We start from the raw sequence: 22,461 nt of genomic DNA on the forward strand, positions 1-22,461 counted from the left end.
TAACAATAAACTGGCAAATCCTGGCCCACTCGGCCTGATGGGATTCGGGATGACCACCGTCCTGCTGAATTTGCACAATGCGGGCTTTTTTCCCCTGACTTCCGTCATTATCAGCATGGGACTGTTTTTTGGCGGGTTGGCGCAGATTTTCGCAGGCCTGCTGGAATATAAAAAGGGCAATACCTTCGGCCTCACGGCCTTTACCTCTTACGGCTGCTTCTGGCTGAGTCTGGTCGGCGTCCTGCTGCTGCCGGCCATGGGACTGGCGGAACCGACCAGCGCCGTTTTCCTTGGCGTATGGCTGGCGCTATGGGGTGTTTTTACGCTGTTTATGTTTTTCGGCACGCTGCGCGCAAACCGGGCATTGCAGTTTGTTTTCGCCAGCCTGACTGTGCTGTTCGCGCTGCTGGCCATCGGCAATATTACCGGTAATAAAGCGCTGCTGACCTTTGCGAGCTATGAAGGCATCTTGTGCGGCGCCAGCGCCATTTATCTGGCGATGGCGGAAGTCATCAACGAGCAGCTGGGTTGTAAAGTACTGCCGATCGGTGAGACGGCAACCTGCTAAGGCTAAAAGCCCTGCCCGGAACGGCAGGGCTTTTTTTAACCGCAGATATCGGCGCGTTGGGCGAACGGCGCGCCGTCACGATCGCGTTTGAGCCAAACGCCCAGCAGCAGGCCGATAATGGCGAGCGCCAACACATACAAGGCGGGCGCCAGCGGCGTCAACGTCATCATCAGAGTGACGCAAATCGGCGTCAGGCCGCCGAAAATCGCGTAAGAGAGATTGTAGGAAAAAGAGATGCCGCTAAAACGTATCGCCGCCGGAAACGCGCGCACCATCACGAAAGGCACCACGCCGACAACCCCAACGCTCAGCCCCGCCGCCGCATAGGTGACAAACAGCGCCGTAACGGAACTGGCGGCGCTGGTGAAGAACAGCCAGCTGCATAATGCCAGCAGCAATGAGCCGCCAATCAGCGTGCGCGAAGCGCCGAAGCGATCGGCCAGCAGCCCATAGATAATGCAGCCCAGCAGCAGCATCACGGTAGCCAGACTGTTAGCCTGTAACGTGAGCGCGGCGGAGAGGCCATGCTGCTTTTGCATCAGCGCGGGCGCCATCAGAATCACGACCACAATGCAGGCGGAAAGCAGCCAGGTCAGCAGCATGGAAATAACTACAGCGCGTTTGTGATGCTGTAAAACGCGACGCAGCGGCAGCGCCTCAGAGAGCGCCTTGCGCGCCTGCATTTGCTGAAACACCGGTGTTTCATGCAGCCAGCGGCGCAGATACATCGCCACCAGCCCAAACACGCCGCCTAAAAAGAAGGGAATACGCCAGCCGCCGCCGACGAGCGTCGCAGGCGAAAGTGTGGTGTTAATCAACGTAGCGACAAGCGATCCCAGCAGAATGCCGGCGGTCAAACCCGCGGTCAGCGTGCCGCAGGCGATACCGATGCGTTTTTCCGGCACATGCTCCGCGACAAAAACCCAGGCGCCCGGCACTTCGCCGCCAATGGCGGCGCCCTGCAACATGCGCATCAGCAAAAGCAGCAATGGCGCAGCAATCCCAATAGCATGGTAATCGGGCAGCATTCCTATCGCCAGCGTCGGCAGCGCCATCAGCAGAATGCTCAGGCTGAACATCTTTTTCCTTCCGACCCGATCGCCAAAGTGCGCCATTACAATGCCGCCTAACGGACGCGCCAGATAACCGGCGGCAAAAATGCCGAAAGTTTGCAGCTGGCGCAGCCAGTCGGGAATGTCGGGCGGAAAGAACAGTTCGCCTATCACCGCCGCGAAGAAAACGAAGATAATAAAATCGTAGAATTCAAGCGCGCCGCCGAGGGCAGCCAGCGACAGCGTCTTGTAATCCTGCCGGTTGAGCCGGCGGGTCTGTTGATGATCCAGCATTGCGTGCGCTTCCAGAGGGTTGAAAAAAGTTGGCGTTTGGCTGTAAAACAACCGTTACTATAACGTCAACTTTTCTCGACACCAGCGACGCTGGATTTTATGCCTTAAAAAGCGGATTTTCAGGTATTTGTATCACGTCGGGCGCTTTTCGGACGAAATGCTGCTACCACCTGCGGGTCCGTTTCAATATACGGGCCTTCCAGCAGCTGAATGCAGTACGGCACGCTGGCGAAAATGCCCTGCACCACTACCTTTCCTTGTTCATCCTTCAGCCCTTCCAGCGTCTCTTTGATCGATTTCGGCTGGCCCGGCAGATTCAGGATCAGCGACTGTTTGCGGATCACGCCGGTTTGACGCGACAGGATCGCCGTCGGCACAAAGTGCAGGCTGATTTGACGCATCTGCTCGCCGAATCCCGGCATCACCCGATCGGCGACGGCCAGCGTGGCGTCCGGCGTCACGTCGCGACGGGCCGGACCGGTGCCGCCGGTGGTCAATACCAGATGACAGAAACGCTCATCCACCAGCTCGCAAAGCGCTTCTTCGATCAGCGGCTGCTCATCGGGCACAAGACGCGTTTCAATAACAAAAGGCGTAGTCAGCGCGGTAGAGAGCCAGCTTTCCAGCGCCGGAATGCCCTGATCCTGATAAATGCCGTTAGCGGCGCGATCTGAAACGGATATAAGTCCAATGCGTAAGGTATTCATAATGTTAGTCATGACAGGTACCGCCGCAGCGCGATCGGTAAGGGTTTGGGATTGTCGCCAAGGATACTACAGGGAGAGAAAAGTTGCCTGTCCTGCGCTGCCGCAGCCGGTTTTTCGACTGCGGCAGCGTCTGATTACAGCAGATCTGCGATCATTTTTTCCAGTTTGCCCTGGTCAACCGCAAAGTTGCGGATGCCCTGCGCCAGCTTATCTACCGCCATCGGATCCTGGTTATGCTGCCACAGGAATTCCGCTTCGGTCATTTTCGCCGGTCGCGCTTTCACTTCGCCGCTGAAGGAGAGTTTACGCTCAACGCTGCCTTCGGTCTCGGCCAGCTCTTTCAGCAGAGACGGAGAGATGGTCAGGCGGTCGCAGCCGGCCAGCTCCAGAATTTCGCCGACGTTGCGGAAGCTGGCGCCCATCACCACGGTCTCATAGCCGTGCTGTTTGTAGTACTCATAGATTTCGCTGACGGAGACCACGCCCGGATCTTCATGCGGCGCGTACTCTTTCTTGTCGGTATTGGCTTTATACCAGTCCAGGATACGGCCCACGAACGGAGAGATCAGGTAAACGCCCGCTTCGGCGCAGGCGCGCGCCTGAGCGAAGGAGAACAGCAGCGTCAGGTTACAGTTGATGCCCTCTTTTTCCAGCTGCTCGGCGGCGCGAATGCCCTGCCAGGTGGAGGCGAGCTTGATCAGGATGCGATCGTTGCTGATACCCGCATCGTTGTAGAGTTTAATCAGGCTGCGCGCTTTAGCGATGCTTGCTTCGGTATCGTAAGAGAGACGGGCGTCAACTTCGGTAGAGATGCGGCCTGGGATCAGTTTCAGAATTTCCAGACCGATGTTTACCGCCAGCTTGTCAGAGGCGTACTGAATTTGTTCTTCTTTATTGCTGCTCTGCTGACGCGCCCAGCTGATAGCTTCGTCGATCAGTTTGCGGTATTCCGGGATTTGTGCGGCGTTAAGAATCAGAGAAGGGTTCGTGGTAGCGTCCTGCGGCTGGTACAGCTTCATCGCTGCGATATCGCCGGTATCGGCAACGACAGTCGTCAGCTGACGTAAAGAAGTAAGTTTATCCGTCATGATGGGTTCTCTTGATATGTCACTGTCAGGGGTAAAGTCTGTTGCGATAATATCATGCGCAATCCGACGCGCAATGCGCGGATGATGCAAATCGCACAGGCCAGACCGATAGTAATGATTTGCCTGAGCGCAGCGCTTTTTTGCTAACATCGGCGGCGAGAACCGAGAAAAGAGAACAGAACCTGCGGGTTACGCTAAGGAATTCCCTATGTTGATGGTCATATCGCCAGCCAAGACGCTTGACTACACGACGCCGCTGGCGACGCAGCGCTATACGCAGCCCGCGCTGTTAGAAAAATCACAGGAGCTGGTCGCCGTGGCGCGACAGCTGTCGCCCGCCGCTCTCGCCTCACTGATGAGCATCAGCGACAAACTGGCGCTGTTAAACGCCGAACGTTTTAACGACTGGCATCCGCAGTTCACACCGGAAAATGCGCGCCAGGCGATTCTGGCTTTCAAAGGCGATGTTTATACCGGCCTTCAGGCGGAGCGTTTTAGCGAAGCGGATTTTGATTTCGCCCAGCAGCATTTACGCATGTTGTCAGGACTGTACGGCGTGCTGCGTCCGCTGGATCTGATGCAGCCTTACCGTCTGGAAATGGGAACGAAGCTGGAAAACCCGGCGGGAAAAGATCTTTACAGTTTCTGGGGCGAAACCCTGACGCAGACGCTGAACGCGGCGCTGGCGGCGCAGGGCGACGATCTGCTGATTAACCTCGCCTCGGACGAATACTTCCGCGCCGTGCAGCCGAAAAAGATCAACGGACGGATTATCAAGCCGGTTTTCCTTGACGAGAAAAACGGCAAATTCAAAGTCATCAGCTTCTATGCCAAAAAGGCGCGCGGCCTGATGTGTCGCTACATCATTGAAAATCGTCTGAGCGACGCGCAGCAGCTGACCGAATTCGATCGGGAAGGCTACTTCTTCGATGCGGCGAGCAGCCGCGGCGACGAGCTGGTGTTTAAGCGCCACGAACAGGCGTAAGCGCCACGCAGCAAAAAGCCGCCCCGAAAGGCGGCTTTTTTATCGCTGCCTTTTACAGCTGCGTTAAGAAAAAGCGCAGCTCAGTAAAGTCAGGCTTCATCTCATGCGAGAGCAGCGGCAGTTCGGCGCGCTCCGCCAGTTCCGGCGGCAGCGGCAGCGTCTGCTGCAGAATTTCCTCGACGCTCTCCTTAAACTTCGCCGGATGCGCGGTGCCGAGGAACAGGCCGAACTCGCCCGGCTGCAGCTGATCGCGCAGCATGCGGTACGCGATAGCGGCATGCGGCTCAGAGATATAGCCCAGCTGCGCCAGCTCGCGCATGGTGCTGCGGGTCGTCTCATCATCCACCGCGCCGAAGCCGAGATCGGTCAGGCGCCAGGTTTTACGGCGGAACAGCTCCTCCACGCGCGGCCAGTTGTTCGGCTGGCTGACGTCCATCGCGTTCGACAGCGTGGCGACAGTGGTGTTCGGCTGCCAGGCGCCGCTGGCGAGAAAACGCGGCACGGTGTCGTTGCGGTTAGTGGCGGCGATAAAGCGTTTCACCGGCAGCCCCAGCGATTTCGCCAGCAGGCCCGCCGTTAAATCGCCGAAGTTGCCGCTCGGCACCGAGATCACCAGCTGATTACGCTTTTCCTGCGGCAGCTGCGCTACCGCCTCGAAGTAGTAGCAGATCTGCGCCAGCAGGCGGCTGATGTTGATGGAGTTCGCCGAGTTCAGGCCAATCGCTTTTTTCAGCGCTTCATCGTCAAACGCCTGCTTCACCAGCGCCTGACAGGCGTCGAAATCACCGTCGACAGCGATAGTGTGGATATTGCCGCCCAGCGTACAGAACAGCTTCTCCTGCAAGGGGCTGATTTTGCCCTGCGGATAGAGGATGACCACGCGCACGTTTTCCATGCCGTAGAAAGCGTGGGCCACCGCCGCGCCGGTATCGCCGGAGGTCGCGGTGAGAATAGTGATTTGCTCATCCGTGCCGCTGATGTAAGAAAGCATTTGCGCCATAAAGCGGCCGCCGAAATCTTTAAACGCCAGCGTCGGGCCGTGGAACAGCTCCAGGCAGGCGATATCTTCCGTCACCTGCGCCACCGGCGCCGGAAACGCGAACGCCGCTTTTACGCGCTCCGCCAGCTGATGCGCAGCGATTTCGTCGCCGATATAAGCGGAAAGAATCTTGCTGCTGCGGGTGACGAAATCCATCTCCAGCATGGCATCGATTTCGGTCAGCTCAAATTCCGGCAGCTCCAGTGGAAAGAACAGCCCCTGCTGCTTGCCCAGGCCCTGCTTGACGGCCTGTGCGAAACTGACCTGCTCGTTGTGATCCTTAAGATTGTAGAGTTTCATGCGTTATCCCAGTTTTCGTGCGCCCGCCGTGTCGGCACGGCATATATGGACGAAGCCTTCATCATTTTGCAGATAGTGTTGTTGCAACCAGTCCGCCATACGCTGCGCTGTTTCCATATTGTCGCAAACCGCGAACAGCGTCGGGCCTGAACCGGAAATGCCGCAGGCCAGCGCGCCGATATCCTGCGCCGCCTGACGCGCGTCGGCGAAGCCCGGCAGCAGCTTAGTACGGTATGGCTCAGCAATCACATCGCGCATCAGTTTCGCCGCCAGCTGCGGCTGCGCGGTATGGCAGGCGTGAATGAAGCCCGCCAGATAGCGCCCGTGCTTAATACAATCCTCTTTGCGATACTGCGCCGGCAGGATCGCCCTCGCCTCTGCGGTGGAGACCTTAATACCGGGATAGGCCATCACCCACAGCCAGTCGTCAAAACAGGGCACCGCCTGGCTGATAATGCCGTTCTCTTCCAGCATTAGCTGCAGGCCGCCCAGGAAACAGGGCGCCACGTTGTCATAATGCACGCTGCCGGAGATGCGTCCTTCCAGCTCGCCCATTAGCGTCAGGAGCTGGTTATCATCCAGCGGCCTGCCGCAGAATTCGTTCATTGCCATCAGACCGGCGACGACGGAACAGGCGCTGGAGCCGAGGCCGGAGCCTATCGGCATATTTTTTTCCAGCGTCATGCGCACCGGCACGGTTTTGCCGATCGCTTCGCAAAAGCGCGCCCAGCACTGGTAGACGATATTCTCTTCCGTCTTCGTCGGCAGCTTGCTGACAAAACGCCCCTGATTCACCAGGCTGAATGTTTCCGCCGCTTCAACGGTGACGCAGTCGCCCAATAGCGAACCGTCCACCGGCGACACCGCCGCGCCCAATACGTCAAAGCCGACGCTGACGTTGCCGATTGAGGCCGGCGCGTAAATTTTCACCATGTTTAAACTCCTAACTTCCATGACAGCGTGCGCAGCAGATCGGCGAACACCCCGGCGGCAGTGACGTCATTGCCAGCGCCGTAGCCGCGCAACACTAGCGGAATCGGCTGATAGTAACGACTGTAAAACGCCAGCGCATTCTCGCCGTTTTTCACTTTATACAGCGGATCGTTGCCGTCTACCGCATCGATCTTCACGCGGCAACGCCCGCCCTCTTCTATCGCGCCGACAAAGCGCAGCACTTTGCCCGCCTCGCGCGCCGCCTGCACCCGGCTGGCGAAAGCGTCATCCAGCTCAGGCAGACGCTGCATAAAGGCGTCGACGTCGGCGATGGCGGTAAATTCCGGCGGCAGCAGCGCTTCGATGTCGATATCGCTCAGCTCCAGCTGATAGCCTGCCTCACGCGCCAGAATCAGCAGTTTGCGCGCCACATCCATACCCGACAGATCGTCGCGCGGATCCGGCTCGGTAAAGCCCATCTCGCGCGCCAGCTTCGTCGCCTCGGACAGCGACATCCCTTCATCCAGCTTACCGAAAATAAAGGAAAGCGATCCAGAGAGAATCCCGGAGAAACTGATTAGCTCATCGCCCGCATTGAGCAGATTTTGCAGGTTTTCAATGACCGGCAGACCGGCGCCGACATTGGTGTCGTAGAGGAATTTGCGTCGCGACTTTGCCGCCGCCGCGCGCAGCTGCTGATAGTAATTCCAGGAGGAAGTGTTGGCCTTTTTATTCGGCGTGACGATATGGAAGCCTTCCGCCAGGAAATCGGCATATTGATCGGCGACCGCCTGGCTTGAGGTACAGTCGACGATCACCGGGTTCAGCAGATGATACTCCTTAGCCAGCCGGATCAGACGCTCAGCGTTGAACGGCTCGCTGGCTTCGCGCAACGCGCCCTGCCAGTTGCTGAGATCGATGCCGTGCACGTTAGTCAGCAGCGCTTTTGAATTGGCGATGCCGCAGACGCGCAGATCGATATGCTTGTTCTTTAGCCACGCCTGCTGACGGTGCAGCTGCTCCAGCAGCGCGCCGCCGACGCCGCCGACGCCGACCACGAAGACCTCAATCACCTGATCGGTGTTAAACAGCATCTGGTGCACCACGCGCACGGCGGTGGTGGCGTCATCATTATTGACCACCACGGAGATTGAGCGCTCTGACGAGCCCTGGGCAATAGCGACGATATTGATATTGGCGCGCGCCAGCGCCGCGAAGAATTTCGCGGAAATGCCGCGCTGGGTGCGCATGTTGTCGCCGACGACGGAAACGATAGCCAGTTGCTCCATCACATCCAGCGGCTCCAGCAGGCCGTTTTTCAGCTCCAGATAAAACTCATCTTCCAGCACGCGGCGCGCGCGCGCCTGCTCGTTCTGCGGCACGCAGAAGCTGATGCTGTATTCGGAAGAAGACTGCGTAATCAGCACAACGGAAATGCCGGCGCGCGACATCGCGGCGAAGACGCGCGCCGCCATGCCGATCATGCCCTTCATGCCGGGGCCGGAGACGTTGAACATCGCCATGCTGTTCAGGTTGGTAATGCCCTTCACCGGATTGACGTCATCGCTGACGTCGCCGCCGATCAGCGTGCCTGGCGCCTGCGGGTTAGCGGTATTTTTAATCAGGCAGGGGATCTGGAACTGAGCGATTGGCGCGATGGTGCGCGGATGCAGCACTTTCGCCCCGAAGTAGGAGAGTTCCATCGCCTCCCGGTAGGACATCGATTTCAGCAGGCGGGCGTCCGGCACCTGACGCGGATCGCAGGTATAGACGCCGTCGACGTCGGTCCAGATTTCACAACAGTCGGCGCGCAGGCAGGCGGCCAGCACGGCGGCGGAGTAGTCAGAGCCGTTGCGCCCCAGCACCACCAGCTCGCCGCGTTCGTTACCGGCGGTAAAGCCCGCCATCAGGATCATGCTGTCGGCCGCAATATGGCTGGCGGCGATGCGACGCGTAGATTCGGCGATATCGACTGTCGATTCCAGGTAGTGGCCGTGCGCCAGCAGCATACTGACCGGATCGATAACGCTGACGCGATGGCCTCGCGCCTGCAGCAATGCTTCCATAATCGCGATAGAGAGCTTTTCGCCACGACAGATAATCGCCGCGTTGACGCTGTCGGGACACTGCCCCAGCAGGCTAATGCCGTGCAGCGTCTGCTTCAGCTGCGCGAACTCTTTATCGACCAGCGACTGCATCTTCTCCCAGGCGAAGCCCGGCTGCGCAGCCTCTAGGCCCTGTAGCAACGAAGCAAAAATCTGTTCGGCGTCGCTGATATTCGGCGCGGCATCCTGACCGCTGATGGTTTTCTCAATCATGGCCACCAGATGGTTAGTGATTTTAGCTGGCGCGGAGAGTACGGTGGCCACCTGTCCCTGTTGCGCGTTGCTTTCAAGTATGTCGGCAACACGCAGAAAGCGTTCCGCATTTGCCACTGAGGTTCCACCGAATTTCAGCACTCGCATCGTTTAAAGATCTCCTGAATTTAAGCCGAAAAAAAAGCCCGCACCTTGTCAGGTGCGGGCTTTTTCTCTTTTTTCTTGTATGCGTCAGCCCGCACCGTTACCTGTGGTAATGGTGGTAGTAATAATGATGGTGTTCAGGCTGTTTGTACGCATGTGATTTTGTCTGTCTGTTTCGTGTCTGTCTGCTTTTCAGAAGTAAAGCAATTGCCGAATGAAGTCAATGGATTTATCGGCAACCCACGGCGAAACGGACAACAGCGGAAAGGCCGAATTCCGCTTCCCGCCGGGCTAATCTATTATCTGACCCCTTAATTCCGGCATCATTATCCAGCTTTCAGCGATCAGACCAGATTTTCCGCTAAAGATTTTTTTCAATATCGTGCAACAACCGGTGGAGCATCGCGCTGTCGCGCTGCTCCAGTAGCCCGATGCGCTGCTGGAGCCAGTCCGCCAGTTTTTCATCGTCGGCGACATTCAGCCGCTCCAGCAACGCCGTCACACGCTGGCGCAGCGCGTCCAGCTGCTGGCCGTCCGCCAACGCAGGCACCGCAGGCGCTACCTGCATCAACGCAGAGAGTTGATAGCAGTACACCATTACCGCCTGCCCCAGATTCAGCGAAGGATAGTCGTTCGCCATTGGAATGCCGGTCAACAGATCCACCTGCGCCAGCTCGTCGTTGGTCAGCCCGCTATCCTCCCGGCCAAACACCAGCGCCATGCTGCCCACCCACTGCTGTTTTTCACGCAGAATAGTTTCTACCTGCTGCGGCGTGGCGTAATAGCGGAATTTCGCACGGCTGCGCGCGGTAGTGGCGACGGAAAAATCGATATCCGCCAGCGCAGCGGAAAGCGAGGAGTAATGTTGAATATTATCAATAATCTCGCCTGCCCCATGCGCCACAATGCGCGCCGCAGGCTGCCGCCAGGCATCGCTTTGCACAATGCGCAACTCAGAAAAACCCATAGTTTTCATCGCGCGCGCGGCGGCGCCGATATTTTCCGGACGGGCGGGAGAAACAAGAATAAGCGGAAAACGCATATAAACCCTGAAAGTAAACAAACTTGTAGCCGTTACTCTGACACGACGTCATGTTAAATAACAGTATCAATCACATAACAAATAAGTAACTTTACGCAGAAGGATAGTAAAATTTGGTTTTAACGCCTTTAAACAATTCAACTCATACAAACATTAATAACAAAGAAATATCATAAATAAGTTCTTATAAATCAAAATTGTATTTTAATAATTAACTTAGTAAACTTTCGCACACTATCAGGAGGCTGAGACCAGGGTTAAAGCCTGATTATTGTGAGCTAAGCTGGCATTCTGATGAGCATTTTTCACAAAAGTGTTAACGTGCTACACTTGATTTGATATAAGTCAACGAAGCGTTGTTTTAATGCTTATCGGTTGTACTCTGCGCTGTTATGTTGCTGTTAATACAGTTAGGATAACGGCCATTTGGCACTGCCGGGGCATGCAGGATTCATCCTTATGGCTGAGCTGACAATGTTGTTGACGTTGATGGATGGTGCATCAAGAACATAATTCTGTACTTCGGTTATCCGGCAAACATCATTTCCGGCGTTAACGCAGTACATCCTGTTTCCGATTTTGTTGGCAAATTTTAGGTAGCGAACTCATGCAGATCCCGCATATTCTTATCGTTGAAGATGAACTAGTCACGCGCAACACTCTAAAGAGCATCTTTGAAGCTGAAGGCTACGAAGTGTTCGAAGCGACGGATGGCGCAGAGATGCATCAGGTATTGACCGATAACGATATTAATCTGGTGATTATGGACATTAATCTGCCAGGTAAAAATGGTCTGTTACTGGCGCGTGAGCTACGCGAACAGGCAAATGTCGCACTGATGTTTTTAACCGGCCGCGACAATGAAGTGGATAAAATTCTTGGCCTGGAAATTGGCGCAGATGACTATATCACCAAGCCATTCAACCCACGTGAATTAACCATTCGCGCGCGCAATCTGCTTTCCCGCACTATGAACCTCTCCGCCACCAGCGAAGAGCGCAAGCAGGTCGAAAGCTATAAGTTTAATGGCTGGGAGCTGGACATCAACAGCCGCTCTCTGATCAGCCCGAACGGCGAGCAGTATAAGCTGCCGCGCAGCGAGTTCCGCGCCATGCTGCACTTCTGCGAGAACCCGGGCAAGATTCAGACCCGCGCCGACCTGCTGAAAAAAATGACCGGCCGCGAGCTGAAGCCGCACGATCGTACGGTTGACGTGACTATCCGTCGTATTCGCAAACATTTCGAATCGACGCCGGATACGCCGGAAATTATCGCCACTATTCATGGCGAAGGGTACCGGTTCTGCGGCGACCTGCAGGAATAAACAAACAAACGAACGGCGAGTTTCCTCGCCGTTTCTTCTTTTAGCGTCCCCACGGCATAATCGGCACGGCGCTCAATGCATTCTTCGGCGAACCTTCCACCACCTTATCCGAATATGAGAGATAGATCAGCGCATTGCGTTTCTGGTCATAAAAACGCACCACCTGCAGCTTCTTAAACAGCAGCGAGGTTCGCTTGCGGAACACCGTTTCGCCCTGCGCTTTTCCCTGCGCGATGCGGTCGCTAAGCGTAACCGGTCCCACCTGCTGACAGGAGATCGCCGCGTCGGAAGTATCTTCCGCCAGCCCCAGCCCGCCTTTAATCCCGCCCGTCTTTGCCCGGCTGATATAGCAGGTCACGTTTTGCACATCCGGGTCGTCAAACGCTTCAACCACGATCTTATGATCCGGGCCAAACATCTTAAAGACGGTATCCACCGAACCGATCTCTTCAGCGCCGACGCTGGCGGTAAACAAAGTCGCCATTGTAATTATTAACAATTTTTTTATTATCATACCGTTACCATTATATATTATTAGTTTCGTTAGCTATTACGCTCCGCTAAGGATAAGCGCCGCTAATTTTACCGCTCTCCCTTTGCAAGGATATAGCACAATCTAACAAGTAAAACCTTCGGCGTTTTTTGCGCATTTAGTGCTATGATCCCGCGACTTTGCGTTGCCTGCGCCAATCTAAGTACAAGAGGATGTTTTATGGACCAAGCTGGTATCATTCGCGATTTGCTTGTCTGGCTGGAGAGCCATCTCGATCAGCCGCTGTCACTGGATAACGTGGCGGCGAAAGCGGGTTACTCCAAATGGCATCTGCAAAGAATGTTCAAAGAAGTGACCGGTCATGCGATTGGCGCTTATATTCGCGCCCGACGCCTGTCGAAAGCGGCGGTGGCGCTGCGGCTGACCAGCCGTCCTATTCTCGATATCGCGTTACAGTACCGCTTCGATTCACAGCAGACTTTTACGCGCGCCTTTAAAAAGCAGTTTGCTCAAACGCCCGCCTGGTATCGTCGCGCTTCCGAATGGAACGCTTACGGCCTGCGCCCGCCGATTCGCCTGGATGATATGCCGCTGCCTGAAGCGCACTATGTGACGCTGCCGGAAACGGTGCTGATAGGGCAAACCCAGAGCTATACCTGTACGCTGGAGCAAATTTCCCGCTACCGCGACGAGATGCGCGTCCATTTCTGGCAGCAGTTCCTGCTGGAAACCGACACCGTGCCGCCCGTGCTGTACGGGCTGCATCAGGTGCGGCCGAGCCAGGAAAAGGATGACGAGCAAGAGATCCTTTACACTACCGCCGTGCCGTCTGAGCAGCTGGCGAAAACCATGCAGTCGGGGCAGACCGTTCTGCTGGAAGGCGGCGATTACGTACAGTTTAATTACGAAGGCCCGCGCAGCCAGCTGCAGGATTTCATCCTGATGCTGTATGGCACCTGTATGCCGACGTTACAGCTAACGCGTCGCCAGGGTCAGGATATCGAGCGCTTTTACACGCACGGCGGCAAAAAGCGCGCCGAGCCGCCGAAAGAGATCCGCTGCGAATACCTGATTCCCATCGTTCGTCGCACCGCCGACTGAAACAGTACGGGCCCGCTTAATGCGGGCCCGTTAGCTTAACGCTGCAATTCATCCAGCGCAGGCAGATCGAGATGCGAAACGTCGCCCGCCGTCTCAACCACCCATCCCGGCGCCAGCCAGGCGCTCTGCTGATGATCGACGCGTGAAATGGAACAGTTACGTAGCCGCAGGCGGCGTTCGGCGTGCGCGGGCAGCCCCAGCAGCGTGCCGATCAGCACGCCCAGCGCGATACCGTGGCTGACCAACAGCGGTCGGCTGCCGGCCGGCAGATCCAGACAGGCGTTAAGCGCCTGCTGCATGCGCGCCGCCAGCTCAGCCATACTTTCGCCTTCAGGAATACGGCCATTCGCCGTACCGTTGACCAACGAGCGCCGCCAACCTTCTTCTTCTTCGCTCAGCGAATCGATAGGACGCTGTTCCAGCACGCCCATATTCAGTTCGCGCAGCCGGGCGTCCAGTGTCACGCTGCAACCGCAGGCGTCAGCGATAATTTCCGCCGTGCGCCGCGTACGGCCCAAATCGCTACCGATTACATGGGTGATGCCAAGCGATTTAGCCCGCTCCCCCACCTGCCGAGCCTGCTGCTCTCCCTTTTCAGTCAGTGCGCTGTCAGACTGTCCCTGAATGCGCCTGGCCGCGTTCCACACCGTTTCCCCGTGGCGAACAAGATAGACCTGTAACATGCGTTTTTTCCGTTATACTGCGTCAAAATTGCGTAGAAGGTTCAAGTAATTATGCACCATGTTGTTGCTGCTACCATCAATCCGGCAAAAATTAACGCCATTTCTCAGGCTTTCAACGATGTGTTTGGCGAAGGATCCTGCCATATCGAGGGCGTCGAGGTCGACAGCGGCGTGGCCGCCCAGCCGCTTACAAATACAGAAACGCGAACTGGCGCACGTCAGCGCGTGATGAACGCGCGAAAGGTCAGACCGGAAGCAGACTTTTGGGTCGCGATTGAAGCGGGCATAGAAGGCGACGACGCCTTCGCATGGATGGTGGTGGAAAATCACCAGCAGCGCGGCGAGTCCCGCTCTGCCAGTTTTACCCTGCCGGCGGTGGTCATGGCGGGCATTCATGCCGGGCATGAGCTGGGCGAAGAAATGGCGCGTTTGACCGGCATCGACAATATCAAACATCAGGGCGGCGCAATCGGCGTCTTTACTCAGGGTCTGCTGACGCGCACCAGCGTCTATCATCAGGCGTTAGTGCTGGCGCTGTGTCCGTTCCATAATGCTATCTACAAACAGGCGTAATCCCTGCTATTTCTTGATCGACAGCTGCTCTTCCAGCCAGGCGGTTAGCGCAGGCGGCGCGGTGCGCAGGCTGTTGGAGCCGCGCGTAATGGTGGCGATGCCGACGCCGAGTTCATTTTTCAGCTCGCGCTGGCTCAGCTCGCCACGCAGCAGCTCCTCGATAATACGCAGGCGCGTGCCGAAGGCTTCGCGTTCATCCGGCGTCATCATCAGTTGCAGCAGCGGCAGTTGAAGATCCAGTGGGAAAGCACGCTCCAGCAGATTAACGAAACGGAGCCAGTTTTCATCCTGCGGGTGTTCGGTAACCGGGATCGGGGAATGTGAAGTCATGAAATTCTTCCGTACTCATTGGCGAGTACGGAAGAGTAGCATATTCAGTAGCGGCGCTTCCACTCGCTGTCAGACAGGATATTATCGGGCTGATCGAGTAAATAACGGTAGTAAGCGTCATAGGCCAGTACGTTTTTCACATAGCCGCGCGTCTCCGAGAAGGGAATGGTCTCAATAAAGGCGACGGCGTCGAGCTGCCCGTTGCTGACTTTTTGCCAGGTGCGCACCCTTCCCGGCCCGGCGTTATAGGCGGCGGAAGAGAAGATGCGATTCTGATCGAACTGCTGATAAACGTACTCCAGATATTGCGTGCCGATCTGAATGTTGGTCTGCGGGTCCAGCAGCTGACTGCTGTTAACGTAGCCCGGAATGCTGTACATCTTCACCGTATGGCTGGCGGTAGCTGGCATGATCTGCATCAGCCCCGACGCGCCGACCGGCGATCGCGCTTTCGGGTTCCACGCGCTTTCCTGACGAGCGATCGCCATGGCGTAGCTTGGCGGAATGCTTTTATCGCGCGTGTACTGGTTAAACTGCGTTTGCCAGGCCAGCGGGAAACGCTCGGTGAGGTGGTTCCACAGCTTGCCGGTAATGGTGGCCTGCACGCTGAGATCCCACCAGCCGTGGTTCAGCGCGTAGCGCGCCAGCATCTGCTGCTGCGAGGCGGTTTTGCTGGCGATCAGACGGCTCCATTCAGAACGCGCCAGGTTATCCATTCCCCAGTACATCAGCTCGCGCACACGGGCGATTTCCGGCCCGTTATCGAGCGAGCTGTCGGGACGCGGCGCCTCATCGACCCGCAGCGGATATTTCACCCCCAGACGCTGCGCCGCTACCATCGGATAAAAGCCGCGCGACTGCATCAGCTTACGCAGGATATCCTCCGCTTCCTCTTTGCGACCGCGTTCCAGCAGCAGATCCGCCTGCCAGTATTGCCACTCATCTTTCTCTTTGGCGTCCGGGTCGAGACGCGCGATCCAGGTATTTAATCCGCGTCGATCGTTGTTGCTCAGCGCCAGGCGCACGCGGCGTTCGATAAGAGAAGTAGAGCCGCTGCTCATTACGACATTATCGCGCCAGCGCGCCTGCTCGCTGGTGACGTCGTTGCCCATCAGCCGCCACGCCACCGCCTCACGTAATTCCTGCGCTTCCTGCTCGCTCATCTGCTGCAAACGCACCAGCGTCGGGATCATCGCCCGCGCGTTTTCCGCATCTTCACGCGCCACGCGCGCGAAAGCCAGCGAGGTCGCCTGACGGGTAAAGTCGGTCGGCCCGACGCTGCGGGCGAAGCCTTCTACCGTGGCGGGATCGTTTTGCAGCGCCATCACCGCATTCGCCATCGTTTGATAGTCGGACGGCAGCTGTTTGGCGAGGTAGTTCACCAGACTGCCGTTGCCCGCCACCATCGCCAGACGGATGCGCTCCAGCGTGGCGATCGGCGTCTGTTCTCCCGCCGCCTGCCAGACGTTGAACAGCTTATCGCAGGTGGACGGCAGCGCTGTGCCACGCAGCCAGATCTTCTTCGCGCCTTCCCAGGCGACCTGCTGCTGGCCGGTGGCCCATTTGGCATAGTACCAGTTACAGCGCGCGGCGACCGGCGTCGGCTCTTCCGGGCTGAATACCAGCAGGCCGCGCCAGTCTTCCCGCCGCGCCAGCTCGTTGACAAAGCGCGACGCCAGCGTGCGCACCGGCGGCAGCGTAGGATAGCGTTTAATAAAATCGTTGACCGCCAGGCCGGTTTCCTGATCGAGATGCTGCGACAGCTGGCGATATTCCAGATAGGGATAAAGCGGGTAATCCTTCAGCGTGGGCATCAGCTGCGCCACCACGTCCATCTGATTATTATCCCAGGCCTGTTTAATTTGCTGGTAGCGATTACGCTGTTCATCCAGCGAATCGGCCAGTGCGCTGCCGCTAACGGCAAGCAGGCAAATGCTGGCCAGCCAGTAACGCCATCTCTCCTTCCTGTGAGTCACCACACGCTCTCCTCTGTTGTTAACCGGTCCGGCCCTATGCCAGGCATTCTTCATGCTAACCAGGCCGCTGGCGTCGTGCCACGTTCTTCACAAAATTTACTTTTCTTCGATTTCACGCGGTACGGATCTTGTCGCACTGCGGCGGCTGACGCTCTGATTGTTTAGGGTTAACATAAGAGAAACAGACAAACAGGGAATGGCATCATGGAAACCCGGCGCGAAGAGCGAATCGGTAAACTGGCGCAGGCGATCAGGCGCATTGATAAAATTCATCTGAAAGAGGCGGCACGGCTGCTGGGCGTCTCGGAGATGACGATTCGACGCGATCTTAACGAACAGCCTTCTTGTCTGGTTCTGCTGGGCGGCTATATCGTCAGCGCCGCCAAAGGCGGACATGAGCACTATTTCGTCTCCGATCAACAATCGCATAATGTCGATAAGAAACAACAGCTGGCAAAGCTGGCGGCCAGCCTGATTAGCCCCGATGACACCGTCTTTTTCGACTGCGGCACCACGATGCCCTGGGTGATCGATGCGATTGACGACGCGCTGCCGTTTACCGCCGTCTGCTGCGCGATCAATACCTTTTTGTCGTTAAAAGAGAAGAAAGCGTGCCGCGTGATCCTCAGCGGCGGCGAATTTCATCCTGACAACGCCGTCTTTTCTCCACACGGCGCCGTCACGATTCTCGATGAGATCTGCCCTACGCTCGCCTTTATCTCAGCGGCAGGTCTGGATGCGCAGCAGGGCGCCACCTGCTACAACTTCAACGAACTGCCGATGAAGCAGCGCGCCCTCGCCCGAACGCATCGCGCGCTGCTGCTGGCGGACAGCAGCAAGTACAACAAGGTGCTGCCGGCGCGCATCGGCGATCTCGGCCGCTTCGATACGCTCATCAGCGACAGCGCGCCGCCGGAACCGCTGGCGCAGCATCTGCGGCAATCCGGCGTGACCCTGCTGACGCCCTGAAACGACGCGCGTCGCTACGGTGGCGAAAAGCGAACAATCACCGGGATGACGGCTGTGATTAAGCAGGGAAAACCGCTAAACTTGCTGTTCTGAGCGGGCGATGACGCCCCGATTACCACACAGACCATAAGAGGCTCATTTCACGTGGCTCAATTCGTCTACAGCATGCATCGCGTCGGCAAAGTCGTTCCGCCGAAGCGTCACATTCTTAAAAACATCTCTCTTAGCTTCTTCCCTGGCGCGAAAATTGGCGTACTGGGCTTAAACGGCGCGGGTAAATCCACCCTGCTGCGTATCATGGCGGGCATCGATAAAGATATCGAAGGCGAAGCGCGTCCGCAGCCTGGCATCAAGATCGGCTACCTGCCGCAGGAACCGCAGCTGAACCCGGAACACACCGTGCGCGAATCGGTGGAAGAAGCGGTAGCCGAAGTGGTCGGCGCGCTGAAGCGTCTGGATGAAGTCTACGCGCTGTACGCCGAGCCGGAAGCCGATTTCGACAAGCTGGCCGCTGAACAGGGCAAGCTGGAAGAGATCATTCAGGCGCACGACGGTCACAACCTCAATGTCCAGCTGGAACGCGCCGCCGATGCGCTGCGCCTGCCGGACTGGGACGCCAAAATCAGCAACCTCTCCGGTGGTGAGCGCCGTCGCGTCGCGCTGTGCCGTCTGCTGCTGGAAAAACCGGATATGCTGCTGCTCGACGAACCGACCAACCACCTGGATGCGGAATCCGTCGCGTGGCTGGAACGCTTCCTGCACGATTTCGAAGGCACCGTAGTGGCGATCACCCATGACCGTTACTTCCTTGATAACGTGGCGGGCTGGATTCTGGAGCTGGACCGCGGCGAAGGCATTCCGTGGGAAGGCAACTACTCTTCCTGGCTGGAGCAGAAGGATCAGCGTCTGGCGCAGGAAGCGTCTCAGGAAGCCGCGCGTCGCAAATCCATTGAGAAAGAGCTGGAGTGGGTGCGTCAGGGCGCGAAGGGCCGTCAGTCCAAGGGCAAAGCCCGTCTGGCGCGCTTTGAAGAGCTGAACAGCACCGAATACCAGAAACGTAACGAAACCAACGAGCTGTTTATTCCACCGGGTCCGCGCCTCGGCGACAAAGTGGTGGAGGTCAGCAACCTGCGTAAATCGTACGGCGACCGCGTGCTGATCGACGATCTCTCCTTCTCGGTGCCGAAAGGCGCGATTGTCGGCATCATCGGTCCGAACGGCGCCGGTAAATCGACGCTGTTCCGCATGATGTCAGGCCAGGAACAGCCGGACAGCGGCACCATCACCCTGGGTGAAACGGTGAAACTGGCCTCTGTCGATCAGTTCCGCGACAGCATGGATAATGCCAAAACCGTCTGGGAAGAAGTCTCCGGCGGGCTGGATATCATGAAGATCGGCAACACCGAAATGCCAAGCCGCGCTTACGTCGGCCGCTTTAACTTTAAAGGCGTCGATCAGGGCAAACGCGTTGGCGAACTTTCCGGCGGTGAGCGCGGTCGTCTGCATCTGGCGAAGCTGCTGCAGGTCGGCGGCAACATGCTGCTGCTCGATGAACCGACCAACGACCTGGATATCGAAACCCTGCGCGCGCTGGAAAACGCCCTGCTGGAGTTCCCCGGCTGCGCGATGGTGATCTCGCATGACCGCTGGTTCCTTGACCGTATCGCCACCCACATCCTCGATTACCAGGATGAGGGCAAAGTGGAGTTCTTCGAAGGCAACTTTACCGAATACGAAGAGTACAAGAAGCGTACGCTCGGCGCCGAAGCGCTGGAGCCGAAGCGCATCAAGTACAAGCGTATGAGCAAGTAATGCAGAAAGCGGCCCACGGGCCGCTTTTTTTAACGGTAGAATTCTCGAAACGCCGCATTCTGCAAAGCGAAGTCGATAAAGCGCGCCAGCGCCGGCGAGTTTAGCTTACGTCCCGGCCATACCAGCCAGAGCTCATTCCCTTCCGTTTCCCACTCCGGCAATACCTGCACCAGTTCGCCCTGCGCAATAAATGCTTCGGTAAGAAAACGCGGCAGCAGCGTAATGCCCGCATCGTTAAGCGCGCACTCACGCGCGTAGAGCAGATTATCCGTCAGATGCATGGACGGCAGCAGCCAGCGATAGTGTTCTTCGCCGCGACGCAACAACCACTCCGCCCAGGCACGATGGGCGATGCAACGATGGGCTGAAAGCTGCTGCGGATGGGTTATTACCGGCTTTTGCGCCAGATAGCGCGCTGAAGCGACCAACAGTCGTTCACACAGGCCAACGCGCCGACCGATTAGCGAAGAGTCTTGCGGCTTGCCGGTGCGCAGCGCCACATCAAAGCCCTCCTGCACCAGATCGCGCATATCATCAGAGACCGATACCTCCAGCGTCACATCCGGGTAGTGCTGCTGAAACTCGGCGTTGCAGCGCGCCAGCAGCGTCGCGCCGATGCCGGCGGGGCTGGTGATGCGCAGGCGGCCGCTTGGGTTGTCGCGCAGACGCTCAATCGCCAGATCCGCACGCTCGCTGGCCTGTATCATCTCCTGACAGTGGATAAGGTAGCGTTCGCCGGCAAAAGTCAGGTTAAGTTGACGCGTGGTGCGATTAAGCAGGCGCAGGCCAATCGCCTGTTCCAGCTGACTGATGCGCTGGCTTACGCTCGATTTCGGTAGCCCGGCGCGACGTGCGGCGGCAGTAAAACTGCCGCTTTCAGCGACCAGCGCGAACAGTGCCATATCCTGTAAGCGTTTTAAGCCCATTGTTCACCTGTTACGAACACTGTGTGAGTTATTGTCCATCTTATCACTTTCGGCTCACCCCTCTACACTTACCTTATCAACTGAGGAGAAGTGAAATGACTATGCGAGCGATTGCCGTTAACCCGGAAAACCCGGAACAGTTTATTGAAATTCAGCCGGAACAGCCGACGCCTGGCGAGTATGATCTGCTGGTGGAAGTGAAAGCGGTCTCGATCAACCCGGTCGATACCAAGGTCCATAAAGGCGTGCAGAAAAGCGGTCTGCAACAGCCACGCATTTTGGGCTGGGACGCCAGCGGCGTAGTGGTAGAAGTGGGCAGCAAAGTCACCGGCTTTAAGACAGGCGATGAGGTTTACTACGCGGGCGACGTAACGCGTCCGGGCAGCAATAGTACGCTGCATCTGGTGGATGCGCGCATTACCGGCCATAAGCCACGCACGCTTGACTGGGGACAGGCGGCGGCAATCCCGCTGACCGCATTAACCGCATGGGAAGGCCTGTTTGAACGCCTGCGTATTGAAGAAGCGACGGAAGAGCAAACGCTGTTGATTATCGGCGGCGCGGGCGGGGTCGGCTCGCTGGCGATTCCCTTCACCAAAATGCACAGCAAGGTGAAAGTGATCGCTACCGCCTCCCGTCCTGATTCCGTTCAGTGGTGTAAAGATCGCGGGGCGGATCTGGTGATTAACTATCAAAATATGCCGGAAGAACTGGCGCAGCACGGCATCCAGCAGGTGGACTACATTTTTTGCCTGAACGATACCGATGGCCACTGGGAGACTATCGGCAAGCTGATCGCGCCGCAGGGTCAGATCTGCACTATCGTTGAAAACGCGCATCCGCTCGATATGGATCAGCTGAAGTTAAAAAGCGCGGCGCTGCACTGGGAATTTATGTTCACCCGCAGCATGTACACCACGCCGGATATGGCGCGTCAGGGCGAAATCCTGAATGACGTTGCGCAGCTGCTGGATGAAGGGAAACTGGCAACAACGCTGAATGAAACGCTGCATGGTCTCAGCGTGGAAAGCTTAACCCAGGCGCACGCCAGAGTTCTGGAAGGCCATATGCGCGGCAAAGTGGTTATCGTTTACTGATATGCCGCAATAAAAACGCCCCTTAACCGGGGCGTTAATTCATGCCGACGCGCTTATCTGTCGCTCTCTTAAGACCTTTAAAACTCCAGCAGATCTTTAGAAATATCGCGTAGCCATTTATGCGATGAGCAGTTATGGTAACGCGGATGCCATGCCTGAATAATGCGGACTTTCGGCAGTTCAAACTCCGGCCTGAAGAAATCCACTTCAATATTCATTCGTTGCAAAACCTCAACCACATAGAGCGGGACGACGCCCAGGCTATCGGTCTGAATGACGTTTTCGACCATGGGAAGATAACCGGCGCTAACCCCATGGATTTTGCGCTTATAGCCGCGCTCCCGGTAGAGACTTTCCATTTCTTCCTTCAGCTTATTTTTTGAGACAATAAGGATATATTCCTTTAACTCTTTAAGCGACTTTTCCATCTGCAGAACGGGATGGTCTTTTTTCGCAATAAAGACGCATTCGCTGTGTCCGATGGTTCTTATTTTAACTTCCGGGCTAAGGTTTTTATCCTCGCCGATATAAAGATCGATATCGTCACTGCGCAACATGCAGGTCGCCGCGTTATCATAGTTAAAATTAAAAACGTGGTGGGTATTTTCCTGAATGCTTTTCTTCATCAGCTTGTAGCTGAGCTTCGACATCAGGATATCATTTGTCACGATGTTGAAGGAGCGCGGCAGTTCGCTGCCGTTCAGCTC

General features: G+C 56.8%; 22 protein-coding genes and 1 other annotated feature. Of the genes, 8 read left to right on the top strand and 14 right to left on the bottom strand.

Annotation, left to right across the window (positions count from 1 at the left end):
- On the top strand, positions 1-568 hold a 568-nt coding region (gene satP, locus MYY08_RS02985; protein WP_288013066.1), incomplete at its 5' end, for an acetate uptake transporter.
- Between the two features lie 35 nt (positions 569-603).
- Here satP and MYY08_RS02990 read toward each other — a convergent pair.
- The 3 genes from MYY08_RS02990 to tal all read right to left on the bottom strand — a co-directional run bounded on the left by MYY08_RS02990 (position 604) and on the right by tal (position 3,709).
- On the bottom strand, positions 604-1,914 hold the full coding sequence (locus MYY08_RS02990; RefSeq protein ID WP_288013069.1) for an MFS transporter: 1,311 nt from the start codon (positions 1,912-1,914) through the stop codon (positions 604-606).
- 119 nt (positions 1,915-2,033) lie between these two features.
- Positions 2,034-2,621 carry a molybdopterin adenylyltransferase gene (gene mog, locus MYY08_RS02995; protein WP_038630126.1) on the bottom strand — a complete coding sequence of 196 codons (588 nt, stop codon included), beginning with the start codon at positions 2,619-2,621 and terminating at the stop codon, positions 2,034-2,036.
- 134 nt (positions 2,622-2,755) lie between these two features.
- Positions 2,756-3,709, bottom strand: a complete 954-nt coding sequence (gene tal, locus MYY08_RS03000; protein ID WP_038628396.1) for a transaldolase — start codon at positions 3,707-3,709, stop codon at positions 2,756-2,758.
- Positions 3,710-3,917: 208 nt separating this feature from the next.
- Here tal and yaaA point away from each other — a divergent pair, with 208 nt between their 5' ends.
- Positions 3,918-4,694 carry a peroxide stress protein YaaA gene (yaaA, locus tag MYY08_RS03005; protein WP_038628399.1) on the top strand — a complete coding sequence of 259 codons (777 nt, stop codon included), beginning with the start codon at positions 3,918-3,920 and terminating at the stop codon, positions 4,692-4,694.
- Between the two features lie 52 nt (positions 4,695-4,746).
- Here yaaA and thrC read toward each other — a convergent pair whose 3' ends face one another.
- From thrC to MYY08_RS03025, 5 genes are all read right to left on the bottom strand, one after another.
- Positions 4,747-6,033 carry a threonine synthase gene (gene thrC / locus MYY08_RS03010; protein ID WP_038628401.1) on the bottom strand — a complete coding sequence of 429 codons (1,287 nt, stop codon included), beginning with the start codon at positions 6,031-6,033 and terminating at the stop codon, positions 4,747-4,749.
- Between the two features lie 3 nt (positions 6,034-6,036).
- Complete coding sequence (gene thrB, locus MYY08_RS03015; RefSeq protein WP_038628404.1) at positions 6,037-6,966, bottom strand: homoserine kinase; 930 nt, start codon at positions 6,964-6,966, stop codon at positions 6,037-6,039.
- 2 nt (positions 6,967-6,968) lie between these two features.
- Complete coding sequence (gene thrA / locus MYY08_RS03020; protein WP_288013073.1) at positions 6,969-9,431, bottom strand: bifunctional aspartate kinase/homoserine dehydrogenase I; 2,463 nt, start codon at positions 9,429-9,431, stop codon at positions 6,969-6,971.
- A gap of 27 nt (positions 9,432-9,458) precedes the next feature.
- Positions 9,459-9,577: a sequence feature (Thr leader region), on the bottom strand.
- Complete coding sequence (gene thrL / locus MYY08_RS19175) at positions 9,516-9,584, bottom strand: thr operon leader peptide (RefSeq protein ID WP_071883749.1); 69 nt, start codon at positions 9,582-9,584, stop codon at positions 9,516-9,518. (Overlaps the previous feature by 62 nt.)
- 205 nt (positions 9,585-9,789) lie before the next feature.
- Positions 9,790-10,470 carry a tRNA/rRNA methyltransferase gene (locus tag MYY08_RS03025; RefSeq protein ID WP_038628409.1) on the bottom strand — a complete coding sequence of 227 codons (681 nt, stop codon included), beginning with the start codon at positions 10,468-10,470 and terminating at the stop codon, positions 9,790-9,792.
- Positions 10,471-11,077: 607 nt separating this feature from the next.
- On the opposite strand from MYY08_RS03025, the gene arcA reads away from it, so the two are divergent.
- Positions 11,078-11,794: a two-component system response regulator ArcA gene (gene arcA / locus MYY08_RS03030; RefSeq protein WP_038628413.1), complete on the top strand. Its 717-nt coding sequence runs from the start codon at positions 11,078-11,080 to the stop codon at positions 11,792-11,794.
- 40 nt (positions 11,795-11,834) lie between these two features.
- Here the strand turns inward: arcA and creA are convergent, their stop codons facing one another.
- On the bottom strand, positions 11,835-12,308 hold the full coding sequence (creA, locus tag MYY08_RS03035) for a protein CreA (RefSeq protein ID WP_038628416.1): 474 nt from the start codon (positions 12,306-12,308) through the stop codon (positions 11,835-11,837).
- Between the two features lie 198 nt (positions 12,309-12,506).
- Here creA and robA point away from each other — a divergent pair, with 198 nt between their 5' ends.
- A complete protein-coding gene (gene robA / locus MYY08_RS03040; protein WP_038628418.1) occupies positions 12,507-13,388 on the top strand; it encodes an MDR efflux pump AcrAB transcriptional activator RobA in 882 nt (293 codons plus the stop codon).
- 35 nt (positions 13,389-13,423) lie between these two features.
- On the opposite strand, the gene gpmB is transcribed toward robA, so the two are convergent.
- Positions 13,424-14,071, bottom strand: a complete 648-nt coding sequence (gene gpmB / locus MYY08_RS03045; RefSeq protein WP_038628420.1) for a 2,3-diphosphoglycerate-dependent phosphoglycerate mutase GpmB — start codon at positions 14,069-14,071, stop codon at positions 13,424-13,426.
- A 51-nt stretch (positions 14,072-14,122) separates the two neighbouring features.
- Here gpmB and yjjX point away from each other — a divergent pair, with 51 nt between their 5' ends.
- Positions 14,123-14,644, top strand: coding sequence for an inosine/xanthosine triphosphatase (yjjX, locus tag MYY08_RS03050; RefSeq protein ID WP_038628423.1), 522 nt, complete (start codon positions 14,123-14,125; stop codon positions 14,642-14,644).
- 6 nt (positions 14,645-14,650) lie between these two features.
- Here the strand turns inward: yjjX and trpR are convergent, their stop codons facing one another.
- Both trpR and sltY read right to left on the bottom strand, forming a co-directional pair.
- On the bottom strand, positions 14,651-14,974 hold the full coding sequence (trpR, locus tag MYY08_RS03055) for a trp operon repressor (RefSeq protein ID WP_084970033.1): 324 nt from the start codon (positions 14,972-14,974) through the stop codon (positions 14,651-14,653).
- A gap of 44 nt (positions 14,975-15,018) precedes the next feature.
- Positions 15,019-16,950 carry a murein transglycosylase gene (gene sltY / locus MYY08_RS03060; RefSeq protein ID WP_038630127.1) on the bottom strand — a complete coding sequence of 644 codons (1,932 nt, stop codon included), beginning with the start codon at positions 16,948-16,950 and terminating at the stop codon, positions 15,019-15,021.
- Between the two features lie 204 nt (positions 16,951-17,154).
- On the opposite strand from sltY, the gene deoR reads away from it, so the two are divergent.
- Positions 17,155-17,919 (top strand): DNA-binding transcriptional repressor DeoR, encoded by a 765-nt coding sequence (gene deoR, locus MYY08_RS03065; RefSeq protein WP_288013083.1) that lies wholly within the window; start codon positions 17,155-17,157, stop codon positions 17,917-17,919.
- A gap of 144 nt (positions 17,920-18,063) precedes the next feature.
- A complete protein-coding gene (gene ettA / locus MYY08_RS03070) occupies positions 18,064-19,731 on the top strand; it encodes an energy-dependent translational throttle protein EttA (RefSeq protein ID WP_038628430.1) in 1,668 nt (555 codons plus the stop codon).
- A gap of 29 nt (positions 19,732-19,760) precedes the next feature.
- On the opposite strand, the gene MYY08_RS03075 is transcribed toward ettA, so the two are convergent.
- On the bottom strand, positions 19,761-20,657 hold the full coding sequence (locus MYY08_RS03075) for a LysR family transcriptional regulator (protein WP_084970035.1): 897 nt from the start codon (positions 20,655-20,657) through the stop codon (positions 19,761-19,763).
- A 95-nt stretch (positions 20,658-20,752) separates the two neighbouring features.
- Here MYY08_RS03075 and MYY08_RS03080 point away from each other — a divergent pair, with 95 nt between their 5' ends.
- Entirely contained in the window at positions 20,753-21,754 is a 1,002-nt protein-coding gene (locus MYY08_RS03080; RefSeq protein WP_038628434.1) for a zinc-binding alcohol dehydrogenase family protein, read from the top strand.
- Positions 21,755-21,831: 77 nt separating this feature from the next.
- Here MYY08_RS03080 and MYY08_RS03085 read toward each other — a convergent pair.
- The coding region (locus tag MYY08_RS03085) for a LysR substrate-binding domain-containing protein (RefSeq protein WP_288013087.1) at positions 21,832-22,461 on the bottom strand (630 nt) is incomplete at its 5' end.

Origin of the sequence: Mixta sp., assembly GCF_024610815.1 — a bacterium.
In the GTDB taxonomy this organism is placed as follows: Bacteria; Pseudomonadota; Gammaproteobacteria; order Enterobacterales; family Enterobacteriaceae; genus Mixta; species Mixta calida.